Below are 12,521 nucleotides of genomic sequence, written 5' to 3'. Positions count from 1 at the left end.
GGATAAACAGAAAGGGGCTGCAACATGGAAGAAATCTTGACGATTACGAATTTGACGAAGAGTTATGGTAACAAGGAAATATTGAAAGGCATCGATTTACACGTCTCAAGAGGAGAAATAATTGGTTATATCGGTCCGAATGGCGCAGGTAAAAGTACAACCGTCAAAATCATTTTAGGGATAGAAGGCGATTACAGTGGAGAAGTTAAGCTTTTCGGAGAGAATATCAGCCAAGACAGCATTGAATATAAAAGGAAAATTGGCTATGTACCTGAAATAGCAGATGTTTATGATAATTTAACTGGTTATGAGTATTTAACCTTCATCGGCCAGCTTTATGGCCTTGAATTCGAAGTCGCTGCTGATAAATCAAAATCCTTAATGACATTGTTCGGTGTTGGAGAAGCCTATCATACAAGAATATCTTCCTACTCAAAAGGGATGCGGCAAAAGCTATTAATTATCGCTAGTCTTATACATAATCCCGATTTGTTATTTTTAGATGAACCAATCAACGGATTAGATGCGAACAGTGTGATGATCTTCAAAGAAATTTTGATTCAACTAGCTGCCCAAGGTAAAACCATATTTTATTCCTCTCATATCATGGATGTTGTCGAAAAAATCAGTAGTCGTATCATCCTGCTGAATGATGGAAAAATCGCTGCCGATGGGACATTTGCCCAACTACAGGCAGACAATACTGAAGGGACTCTGGAGAAGATTTTCAACCAACTAACAGGCTTCCATGATCATCAGGAGATTGGTGAGAAATTCGTTTCTATTGTACAAGAGGTATGACTATGAAAGATTTCAAAGTTCTACAACTGCTTGATAAGATTCAATTTATTTTTGTGAAAATGGGCGTTGATTACGACAGCATGAGAAAGATCCTCCATATTAAACTAACAATGGATGAGCGTAAAGTACCAACAATATTTAATCAATCAGCAAATAAAAACAAGGAAGAGCAAAAATATAGCTACATTAAATCTTTATGGATTTACGTTTTAATTGGACTTATGCTCATTCCTTTTATGGGATTTGGTCAAAACTATCTTTTCCAGATGAGTATTGCTTATGCCATGATTATTTTTATCATCATGACGACATTGATTTCTGATTTTTCTTCGGTACTTTTAGATGTACGGGACAGAAGTATCCTATCGACCAAGCCGATTTCTGCTAAAACAATTAATGCAGCCAAGTTCATGCATATATTCATTTACTTGACGTATTTGACTATTGCATTTACTGCCATCCCCCTTATGGTGGGACTATATCAACAAGGGTTTGTATTCTTTATTTTAACTGTGCTCTTACTAGTTTTAATTAATATTTTTATTGTTGTATTAACCGCTATTTTATATATAGCTATTTTAAGATTCTTTGATGGTGAAAAGCTAAAAGATATCATCAATTATGTACAAATCGGCTTATCGTTAATGTTGATGATTGGCTATCAAGTTCTTATTAGGTCCTTTGAATTTGTTAATTTTGATATGGCAGTAGTGTTTCATTGGTGGAGTATTTTTCTAATCCCTATGTGGTTTGCCGCTCCTTATGAGCTACTGCTAAACGGTAACAATTCTATATTTACAGTGGTCTTCAGTATATTTGCTATCGTTATGCCACTCATCTCGATATGGCTTTATTTAAAACTAATTCCAACCTTTGAACGTAATCTTCAAAAACTATTAAACACAAGCAAATCTAAAAAAGAAAAGAACAATCGACTTAAAACGCTTTGGTTAACAATCATTTGTAGAACTAAAGAAGAAAGAGCTTTCTATCGCTTCGCCTCTCTTATGATGAAGCAGGAGCGAGAATTCAAACTAAAAGTATATCCATCTTTAGGCTATTCTTTTGTTATTCCATTTATTTTTATGTTTTCTTTTTCAAGGTCCGAAACGGTTGATTATGCCATTAGCATGAGCTATTTAAATATTTATTTTAGTATGCTAATTATTCCATCCGCTGTACTTTTGCTCGGACATTCGGGAAAATATAAAGCAGCTTGGATCTATAAAGTCTTTCCAATCAAAGACTATACAGATTTAAAAAAAGGTAGCTTAAAAGCATTTCTGATTAAGTTGTATATTCCATTGTATATTGTTCTAAGCATCATTTTCTGCTTCATTTTTGGTACGAGAATTATCCCAGATTTGCTAATTGTTTTAGTAGCAAGCTGCATATACACCGTCATTTGTTACATCGGCATGGGAAGCAAGATTCCTTTCACAAAGCCATATAATGAAGTTGGCGATGCTCAGAGCTGGAAAACGCTTATATTGCTTATCCCATTAGGTGCTCTAGCGGCACTGCATTACTTCCTGACTACTCATACTACTTATGGGGCAATCATTTACTTAATCGCGTTAGTCATCGCGAATTTCGTACTATGGAGGCTTGCGTTTAAGCGTATGAAAACGGCTTGAGCCTATGCTCAAGCCGTTTTATTATGATCAATAATGCCTTGCGGAATCGGTTTTGTACTTTGGCATGCAGAAGTTAAAAAGCTTTTCTCTCATATATATAAATAGATAGTAGCCACGACCCAATATATAAAATAATAACCGTAATGCAAGCTACAAAATACATTTGCGTTTCTTGTAACGTCAAGAACTTTCGTGCTAGTTCTCTTAAGATATCATTTATAGGAACTAGTAAACTAATTGTTAACATATAGATACCAAATAAAACACCTAAAGCAATCAATAAATAATGCGTTTTAAATTTATAGGCGATTGGAAACATGAATGATATAGCGACCATAACTAGCCCCATAATAAGCAACATCTCTTTCCATATAAAAAGACCCCCTTTTCCATGTATGAGGAAATCCCCCGTATAAATCATGAAAATAAATATTGTTGTAAATATTAGTGAACCTATATATTTTGAACTGACAATTTCCTTTCTGGTATATGGTAGAGAATTGAGCAGCATATTAGCGTTGTCTTTTTCATCGTAAGCGAAAGTATTTAGTATAAATATTACACTATAAAGAATTCCCAAAGGTATTAGGGAGGGTACACCTGCAAATAAATAGATTATTAAAGTAGCAATGTAAAATAAAATTATTTTCTTTTGTATTAAAACATCCTTAAGTATAAGGTTAATCATCCAATTACCATCCTTTTTCCAATAATACAAACTATCTTCGCGTGTAGGCTTTATCATAATAATCGGATCTCCGAATATGTTCGTCCCACGATTTTTGTAGCTTTCTCCATCACTCATCCTCTGAATACAATAGCGTGAGCATTTCTTTGAGCTCTGATAAGCCAATGTTCATTTCTTTAGCATTTTGAATGGCAATCAACAGATTTTCTTCAACTACCTTTATTTTTCTTTCCCTCATCATTTCCTTATTTTGTTCAGAGATGAACGAACCTTTTCCAACAATCGAATAAATAAACCCATTTTTCTCTAGCTCTTCATAAGCGCGTTTTGTTGTAATTACGCTAATTTCTAGATCCTTTGCAAGCTGGCGCATAGACGGCAATGACTGCCCTTCTTGTAGGTCACCTGTTAAAATAAGCTTTTTGATCTGAGCATAAATCTGCTCATAAATCGGCTCTTTTGAACTGTTTGAAATAATAATTTGCATGCAAATACCTCTTCTTTATTTTTATGTGATCAGTACAGAAGACGATGGTTATTCCGTTAGCATGAACCTTTAGAATTTTTATTACGAAAATTATCTCGGTTTATTAAATATGTTAACAACAGACAGCTTGTATACTGTCATTTGTTACATCGGCATCGGAAGCCAAGGTCGGCTATACTCAGATTTTATTATATGGGACTTTTTGTTTAAGCGTACTTAAACAGCTTGAGCCTACATCAATGGGCTCAAGCTGTTTTCTCAAAGATTGTTGCTTTTACTTTTGGAAGTCTTGGTGAAAAAAATATCTATTATTGCATTTATTATTCCTGGCACAAGAAGTACTAGACCAAAAAAGACAGTAAATAAATTAAAATGTGATGTGTCATAAAAAGAAAACCACTCATTGAAAATTGGGGATTTTGCAATTCTTCCGAATAGAGTTCCATCAATGTCTTTCAAATTAGGTATCCAGCCTGTTACTTCAAATGTAATAAATATTAGCTGTGACAATAAAAATGAACCAATAAGAGATACCCATGATTTTTTCAAAAATGGAATTGGATTTTTTTGTTTATCAGACAAGTTATATCCCCCTCTAATTGTTATTACTCCCAAACATATAAAGTAACCTGCCCAGTTAGTTGAAGAGCTATAATCGTTACGAAAACAGTCTATTTCAAAAAACCTTTCTCGTATAAATACGAATAGATAGTAGCCACGATCCAACATATAAAATAATGATTGTAAGGATAGCTACAAAATACATTTGCGTTTCTTGTAAAGTCATGAATTTTTGTATCGATTCTCTTAATGTAACATTCAGACTAGGGGATAAAAATTTAATGATTAAAATATATATTCCAAATAAAGCACCTACAGCAATCATTAAAGATTGCGTTTTAAATTTATAAAAGATTGGCAGTATAAATGACAAAGTGACCATAACAAGACCGATAATTAGCAATATATCTTTCCATAAAAACAATACCTCTTTTCCATTTAAGAAGAAATCAGCTATAGAAGTAATGAATATAATTAGTGACGTATATACCAATGCACCTATATATTTCGAACTAACGATTTCCTTTCTCGTATATGGTAACGAATTAAGCAAAATATTAGCGTTATCTTTTTCATCATAAGCAAAGGTCTGAGTGATAAAAGCCATACTATATAAGAATCCTATCTTTACTAGGGACACCTCTATAAATAAATAAAGTATAATTGTAGCAATGTATATTAAAATTATTTTCTTTTGAATTAAAACATCCTTAAGTATTAGATTAACCATCCCATTACCATCCTTTTTTCGTATAGTACATAATATCTTCAAGCGTCGGTTTTTCCATAATGACAGAATCCCCAAATATGTTCGCCACACGATTTTTATCCGCAGTTAATGCCTCAAAGCCTGTGTTCGATTTTCGGATGGCAACAAACTCTCGTTCCGTTTCCTGATCCAATAAATTCAATGTCCCTTTGACAATGGCATATTCTTCTTCAATCTTGTAAAATTCCTTCGTGAATATATGCTCACCATTATGAACAAAGGTAATATAATCTGCAATTCGATCTAAATCTGTTGTTATATGTGTCGAGAAGAAAATCGTTTTATCTTCATCTTGCATTAATTCATGTAAAATATTTAGTAACTCTCTACGAAATATCGGATCAAGCCCGGCAGTAGGTTCATCCATAATTATTAATTCTGCATGATGAGCTAGGGCTATAGCTAATGAAGCTTTCATCTTCATCCCCTTCGAAAAGGTCTTCATATTTTTATTCAATGGTAGTTCGAACTGATTAACATAACGTTGAAAGGCTTCATCATCCCAGTTTTTATAGGCCGGTTTAATAATCCTTTTCATATCCTTTAACGTTACGTTTTCATAAAAGACATTTTCATCATAGACAAAGCCAATACGTTCCTTTATTTCTTTTTCATGTTTCTTATAATTCATCCCAAACACTGAAACAGTACCACTATCTTGCCTTAGTAAATTCATAATCAGCTTGATTGTTGTAGATTTCCCTGCACCATTTCCCCCGATAAATCCAGTTACAAAACCCTTTTTTACGTTGATAGAGAAATCCTTTATCTGAAATCCCTTAAAAGATTTATGAACATGCTGTAATTCAATGACATTTTCCATCTTTCATCCTCCGTATGCAATAATGTAAGCATTTCCTTGAGCTCTTTCAGGAAAATACTCCGCTTCCGAAATATTGTGTATATACTTTATATACAATATATACACAATAAACATATTTTGCAAGTGGAAATTAAATTTAATGTTTTTTATAAAAAAAGGGTCATAAGTTTTGTCAGGAATTAAAGGGCAAGTATTTATTGAGTAAAGGAAAAGTCTACCGTCAATTTGAATGACAGTAGACTTTTGAAATTGTACATAATTTGAATAGTGTAAGATTAAAGATCTTCTATATATTTTTCTGATTCATCAGCTATTCGCTTAAATTCAATATCATGAATATAGTGTGAGCAATCTAATTTTATGAATGTGCCGTCATTATGCTTACTAATGAAATCTCTTTGAAATTCATTCCACTCCTCTTCATTCCAGCCTGTCCCTTGACCATTTGAAAGGAACAACAGCATAGGAACATTTGGTATTCCAGCCGCTCCTACCTTTTCAGCATTTGCCTGAATAGACTTAATTTCATTCAACATATTTTTAGTTACCGTTCTACGATAAAAAATCACTTTATACAATTCTTTTTCCTCATCGGTTAAAGTCCCATATTTTATGGCATCACTTTCAGAAATGCCCGGAATCCACCTAGTTATACCAATATTCGCAGCAAAGGCACTTACATGAACTAGAGGCATATTTAGATCATAATCTTTATATGTAGCAGGAACAGCCATATCCAACCCTATAATTGCTTTTACTTCATTCGGGTAGACTTGTGCCCAATACAATGCTTCAATACCAGACATAGAATGGGGAAATAAAATATATGGTCCTTCAACACCTGATTTTAATAGAGCTTCTCTTGTTTCTTGTAAAATTGTATCAATATCACGGTCAGAATCTGAGATGTCACTAAAGCCATAGCCTGCCTTTTCAACGACAACGATTTTATAGTTATCGCTTAACAGAGAAAATAATGATTTAAAATCTAAAACAGGTGAACTTGTGCCTCCTCCAGACATAAATACAAGCGTTTCTTCTCCATTCCCTTCTGTATACACATGCATTTGATGACCATTCACTTCTACCATTTTCCCTGGTGGCGTAAATAATTGATCTTCCTTTGATAATTGGTTGTGATGAATAATATAACTTGTCGTAATGATTAACAAAAGTATCGCTATAATAATTGAAAAAAGTATCAAGATTCGTTTAAACACCGTCTTTCAACTACCCCTCACAAGATTTTTACTATCCACCAAAAACAAATTAACAAACTCCCCCAACAACATTTGTATAGCTTTTAGAGTTCCAACATGTAATCGATAAACCGCATCTTTTGACCATTCATTTCGAACTCATCACCACTTGTACACACTTGTTTAAAACCGTTTTTTTCAAGAACCTTTTGAGAGGCAATATTATTTGTCGTTGTTTTTGCTTTAATCTTTTTTACACTGACCTCTGTTTCTAAAAGTAGCTTTAAGGCTTTCGCCCCTATTCCTTTTCCACCATATTCTTTACCTACTCTATAGCCGACTTCTGCTGTATTGTTCGCTGTATCTATATCTACTAAATTAATTCTTCCAACAATATTGCCTGCGTTATCCCTTATTAAGTAAAATTTCGATTTCTCTTCTTCTTGTTCAGCTAAAAGCTTTCTATGCTTTATGTTAAACGTTTCAAACTTATAATAATCTTCCCCACGACTTGGTACCATTTGTTCAAAAAATAGTCTATTATTCTTTTCAAACTCTAATAATTCTTCCGCGTCACATTCTTGTAAGCTATTAATTGATATTTCCAACCTAATCCATCCCCTCGTTCTTTAAAATACGTCACAAACCCAATATTTGAAAACTTAAAGTATATTGACACTAAGAAAAATCACCCCTCTAAGTCCTTCAATCGATCTATATCTACTGTCTTGATTGTTTAGGGAAAATATAAAAATAACAAACGAAACCAATGATCATTGCGGGTAGTAAAGCAATCCCTATATTTTGTACAAATGCACTTGCGAACACTTTAAAAACCTCAATAACGTCCTTAGATACAATGTTTTGATACTGTTCTGCATTTGCCAAACCTCTGATTATTAAGGTTACAATAAAAATAATGATATAACTAATTAAGCTATATTTAATACTTTTTAGTTTGAAATTTAAAGTATTTTTCTCCATTTCATCACCCTTTTCTTACCTTAATTTATGGTAATTATCACATATTGGAATTTATATTAACAGGAATTTTTGAAATAGAGGAAAATAGAAACTATATAAAAGTGCGACAAAAATCACTAAATAGGTTTTTGTCGCACTTATAAATCATATTAACAATCCGTTTCATAAATACTTTCTACAAATATCACAAAGCATATTCACCATAGTATCCCTATCATTCTCGATTGCCAGGATTATTATGATCCATTTGAAATTACTATAAAACTTATATATTCTTCTCCGAAAACTCTGTATGCAACAAACTATAGATCAACATATCTTTACATTCTCCTGTCACACTATGACATTCAAACTGTCTTAAGCAGCCTTCTTCTATGCCATCACCTCTTTTTTCTCTTTCATATCGTTAGAGCATTTTGATGGATCGTTAGTTGCACTGATTTATTATTTATAGTACTAAAAAGCAACCGACGAAATAAAAGTCGGTTGCTACTTAAATTGTAAATGGGAGGATATTTAAAACAACTGGTGCTGTTTTCTTTCCCCAATTAGGTATTTCAACTCTTTTCAAACCTCTATAAAAAAACCGAAAAACAAAGGACTTTTATACCTCAATTCGACACACATTAAGTAATAAGTCTGTCAATTTATTATTGACATTCATGTTTTATTGCATAATACTATACTTAAAATTCGAGTTTTTATAGGCATAAAGTTCCAATAAAACTCAAAGGAGGGAACTATTTGAAAAGCAAAAGTATTAAGCGACGATTATTATTTTTTACATTAAGTTTGTTGTTATTGTCCTCTGTACTCAATTCCGCATTAAGTGTATGGATTGTCGGCAAAAATAGTAAAGAGGTTCTAATTGAGAAAGCTAATGAACAGGTCTATGAAATCGCCAAGCAAGCAGAAACTATATTAAACTCCGAGAGAGATCCCATCTCATCTTTACAAGATTTTGTAGAATTAAAAGCAAAACAAGAGAATGTAACGTATGCTATTGTCATTGATACGAATGTAAAAGCTGTGGCACATAGTGATACGGGGAAATTAGGTAAATCGTATAAGGATACATATACAATCGACGGTGCTAAACACGGAAAGAAACAATTTACAAGATGGTATGCTGAAGTTCAAGGTATATGGACATATGACATCATGGAGCCTATCTATAAAGATGGAGAGCTTTATGGAGTGATTGATATTGGGGTGCCTGAAAGCGGCATTCAATCTATTACAAACTCTGTATTAATATACCAGATTATTACTGGCATAGTGAGTTTTATTATTATAGGTGCTTTAATGTGGTGGATTATTGGTCGCATTGTTGCTGCCATTAAAAATCTAGAAAATATTATTCATCAAACTACTAGCTTAGATTTTACCGCAAATCCAGAGTTAGAGAAGCTATTACACCATCAAGATGAAATCGGTTTGATGGCAAAAGGCATCTCTGGCATGCAATCGGCATTAAAGAATGTTACCGTCAACATTCATAATACTAGCACCGAGTTATCAGATTCCTCAAAGATTCTTATTCAAGTAGCAGAAGATACGGTACGTACAACGGACGAAATTAGCTCAGCTATTAATGAAATAGCAAAAGCTACAGAAGAGCAGGCTCATGATACAGAACAAAGTGCAGAACAATTAAATCAACTTTCTGGAAATATTGATCGTGTTATTGAGCGCACTGAGAAGATTGCTTCCATGACAGATGATATTGATCAGTTAAGTAATGAAGGTGTAGAAACGATCAACCAACTGTCTATTTGGTCAGAAAAGAACCGTGATTCTTCTCAACAAGTAAGTAACATCGTTCAAGAAGTAAATAAAACTTCATCTGATATATCAAGTATTGTCAATACAATTACAGAGATCGCAACGCAAACTAATCTATTGGCTCTAAATGCTTCCATTGAGTCAGCTCGAGTAGGTGAAGCAGGTAAAGGTTTCGCGGTTGTTGCAGATGAAATTCGAAAATTATCGGAACAGACATCTATAGCCACGGAAGATATTAAACATAAAATCTCTGCCATTCAGGCTATTTCTAAAAGTGCTGTGCAGGAAATTAGTACAAGCCTTAGCATCGTCGAACAAAATGTAAAAGCTACAAATGATACTAGCGAAATCTTCCATACAATAAAGGTAGCACTAGATCAAACAAGTGAAGTGGCACAAGAGGTAAAACATTTATCTCATGAGATGAATGAGCGCAAGGAGCAAATCGTTAGTGCAGTTCAAAACATATCCGCTTCTGCAGTAGAAACCTCAGCCGGAGCAGAACAAGTTTCGGCATCCGCAAATGAACAGCTTAAAGGCATTGAAACTGTTTCTGAAAAAGCGAAGGATCTAACCGTTATGGTCGATGCTTTAAGAGATGAAATGAAAAAATTCACTATTTAACTGAACAAAAAAAGCTGATTCAATTATGAATCAGCTTTTTTAGTATATATCTTTAGATCAATTTACTGTCTTTAAGTAAATCATAGATGATCGTGTCTTTCGTTTTATGAATACCAAATTTACCTATTTGTTTTAAGATAAATGGAGCATCAACATCCGTTAATTTTTTACCATCCAGTAAGCGAGCTGTTGAAGATAACAATGTACGAATATCATAAGTCGATGCAAATACTTCTGGAACGCCTCGATCGATATCTAATAATTGATAAACAGCTTCCATCGCTGTTCTTACTGAATATTCAGTTGTGAATACAGTATCTCTTTCTGTTTCACTAAAGTTCCCAATGAAGGCTAAGTTAGTAGATCCATTAGGTACAACTAAAGGACGATCTCCCTTCGCTCTAGGCATGAAGTAAGAAGTTATATATGGCATATAACATGGAATTGTATTACAAGAATTTTGCGCCAAATCTGGTATTTCGTCTACAGGCACACCCATATGGTACAACCACTCTTGCGCGATCTCACTACCAGAGCATTCAGTAATACTTTTCTTAATAAAATCACCTGGTTTATTAGATAGTAAACCATAAATCCAAACGACTAATTGGTCTTTTGGTTGATCTTTAAAATGCGGTTGTCGGTTTAATGTATAGCTTAGCATCCAATTAGAATCTGTAGCCGTTACAATACCACCAGTAACTACCTTACCTGCATATGGATCTCTTTTACTGATTTTTTCAATATATGGAGCAACTCGATCATCCAATGTAGTTAGTGTTGCTGAAACAAACCAACTTTCTTCTGGCAGATCATCGCAGAACTTCTCTGGTCTACCAAACTCAGCGTCTTGAGAAGCGATGTTTTTCCAAAGTGACCAGCTACCGCCTAAATCAGTGCTTACAGGGGCAGGCGTATTATTGTCACCATAAGTTGTACTCTCCGTAATACTACCATTTGTCACAAACACTAATTCATTTTCTGTTAGCTCAATATTCTTTTTCACACCATCTTGTTTTAACACTAAAGTGTGAGCTACTTTTTTGTCGCCAACTTTATCAACTAAAACATTCTCTACAACTGTATTAAATTGGAAATCAACATTATGGCTTTCCAAATATTTAATCATAGGAAGTACTAACGATTCGTACTGGTTATATTTTGTAAATTTCAATGCAGATAAATCAGGTAAGCCCCCAACATGATGAATGAAACGCATAATATAGCGACGCATTTCCATTGCTGAATGCCATTTTTCAAAAGCAAACATCGTAGACCAATATAGCCAGAAATTCGATTCAAAGAACTCTTCAGAGAAAACATCTGTAATTTTCACATCGTCTAATTTCTCTTCAGGCGTAAAGAAAAGTTTAATCATTTCTTCAGACGCTTTATCAGATAATGTAAACTTGCCATCATCCTCAAGTCTTTGTCCTCTATTTTCAATCAATCTACATTTTGAATAGTTAGGATCCTCTTTATTTAACCAATAAAATTCATCTAAAACAGAAGCGTTTTCTATTTCTAATGATGGGATTGAACGGAACAGGTCCCATAAGCACTCAAAATGATCTTCCATTTCACGACCACCACGAATAATGAAACCTCTAGTAGGATTTAAAATACCATCAAGACTTCCCCCTGAGATATCTAGCTCTTCAAGAATATGAATATTTTCACCTTTCATTTGACCATCACGAATTAAAAAACATGCGGCTGACAGTGAAGCTAGCCCCGAACCAACAAGGTACGCTGATTTCTCATCAACACCCACAGGTTTTTTAGGACGTGCGAAAGCCTCATAATTACCATTACTGTAATACATAATACCGCCTCCATAAACTATTATCGTGATATAGCATACCATTAATTTGCATAGCAATGGTAAAATGAGAGAGAAATTAACAAAAAATTCAATTTTAGTGTTGGAATGTTGAAAAGCATATCCTTCTAATTTGACATGACATCTTATTGTATTTTTATACCAAAATCTTTTATGGCAAGGAACTTACACTACATGAAAAGTAGATTCTTCTTATAGCAATTACACTTGAAGGCACTTGGATTAATTGCATAATTCTCCTTCTATCATAGTAACCATGTGGCTATTCTAAACGGTTTAACGTATAAAATTTTGGAGACATCCTTGCATAATTATTATAT

12 protein-coding genes are annotated in these 12,521 nt (G+C 33.7%); 3 read left to right on the top strand and 9 right to left on the bottom strand.

Annotation, left to right across the window (positions count from 1 at the left end):
* The first annotated feature begins 24 nt into the window (after positions 1 to 24).
* Complete coding sequence (locus MWJ95_RS15480) at positions 25 to 801, top strand: ABC transporter ATP-binding protein (RefSeq protein WP_249106590.1); 777 nt, start codon at positions 25 to 27, stop codon at positions 799 to 801.
* A 2-nt stretch (positions 802 to 803) separates the two neighbouring features.
* Positions 804 to 2,438, top strand: a complete 1,635-nt coding sequence (locus MWJ95_RS15475) for a hypothetical protein (protein WP_249106588.1) — start codon at positions 804 to 806, stop codon at positions 2,436 to 2,438.
* Positions 2,439 to 2,511: 73 nt separating this feature from the next.
* Here the strand turns inward: MWJ95_RS15475 and MWJ95_RS15470 are convergent, their stop codons facing one another.
* The 8 genes from MWJ95_RS15470 to MWJ95_RS15435 all read right to left on the bottom strand — a co-directional run bounded on the left by MWJ95_RS15470 (position 2,512) and on the right by MWJ95_RS15435 (position 7,949).
* A complete protein-coding gene (locus MWJ95_RS15470) occupies positions 2,512 to 3,183 on the bottom strand; it encodes an ABC-2 transporter permease (RefSeq protein ID WP_249074910.1) in 672 nt (223 codons plus the stop codon).
* Positions 3,184 to 3,235: 52 nt separating this feature from the next.
* Entirely contained in the window at positions 3,236 to 3,613 is a 378-nt protein-coding gene (locus MWJ95_RS15465) for a GntR family transcriptional regulator (RefSeq protein WP_249074911.1), read from the bottom strand.
* Between the two features lie 258 nt (positions 3,614 to 3,871).
* Positions 3,872 to 4,195, bottom strand: a complete 324-nt coding sequence (locus MWJ95_RS15460; RefSeq protein ID WP_249106587.1) for a YfzA family protein — start codon at positions 4,193 to 4,195, stop codon at positions 3,872 to 3,874.
* Between the two features lie 94 nt (positions 4,196 to 4,289).
* Positions 4,290 to 4,904, bottom strand: a complete 615-nt coding sequence (locus MWJ95_RS15455; protein ID WP_249106585.1) for an ABC-2 transporter permease — start codon at positions 4,902 to 4,904, stop codon at positions 4,290 to 4,292.
* 4 nt (positions 4,905 to 4,908) lie between these two features.
* The gene (locus tag MWJ95_RS15450) at positions 4,909 to 5,766 is read right to left on the bottom strand and encodes an ABC transporter ATP-binding protein (RefSeq protein ID WP_249074914.1); all 858 of its coding nucleotides are present in this window, start codon (positions 5,764 to 5,766) and stop codon (positions 4,909 to 4,911) included.
* Between the two features lie 275 nt (positions 5,767 to 6,041).
* Positions 6,042 to 6,986 (bottom strand): alpha/beta hydrolase, encoded by a 945-nt coding sequence (locus tag MWJ95_RS15445; RefSeq protein ID WP_249074915.1) that lies wholly within the window; start codon positions 6,984 to 6,986, stop codon positions 6,042 to 6,044.
* A gap of 83 nt (positions 6,987 to 7,069) precedes the next feature.
* Complete coding sequence (locus MWJ95_RS15440; protein WP_249074916.1) at positions 7,070 to 7,573, bottom strand: GNAT family N-acetyltransferase; 504 nt, start codon at positions 7,571 to 7,573, stop codon at positions 7,070 to 7,072.
* 112 nt (positions 7,574 to 7,685) lie between these two features.
* Complete coding sequence (locus tag MWJ95_RS15435; protein ID WP_249074917.1) at positions 7,686 to 7,949, bottom strand: hypothetical protein; 264 nt, start codon at positions 7,947 to 7,949, stop codon at positions 7,686 to 7,688.
* Between the two features lie 744 nt (positions 7,950 to 8,693).
* Here MWJ95_RS15435 and MWJ95_RS15430 point away from each other — a divergent pair.
* Positions 8,694 to 10,358 (top strand): methyl-accepting chemotaxis protein, encoded by a 1,665-nt coding sequence (locus MWJ95_RS15430; RefSeq protein ID WP_249106582.1) that lies wholly within the window; start codon positions 8,694 to 8,696, stop codon positions 10,356 to 10,358.
* A gap of 52 nt (positions 10,359 to 10,410) precedes the next feature.
* On the opposite strand, the gene MWJ95_RS15425 is transcribed toward MWJ95_RS15430, so the two are convergent.
* Positions 10,411 to 12,183 carry an oleate hydratase gene (locus tag MWJ95_RS15425; protein WP_249074923.1) on the bottom strand — a complete coding sequence of 591 codons (1,773 nt, stop codon included), beginning with the start codon at positions 12,181 to 12,183 and terminating at the stop codon, positions 10,411 to 10,413.
* Positions 12,184 to 12,521 lie beyond the last annotated feature (338 nt).

It is taken from the genome of Lysinibacillus sp. Bpr_S20, assembly GCF_023337835.1.
Classification (GTDB): Bacteria; Bacillota; Bacilli; order Bacillales_A; family Planococcaceae; genus Lysinibacillus.
The sequence above is the reverse complement of the archived record's forward strand: the minus strand, read 5'-3'. Positions and strand labels throughout refer to the sequence as shown.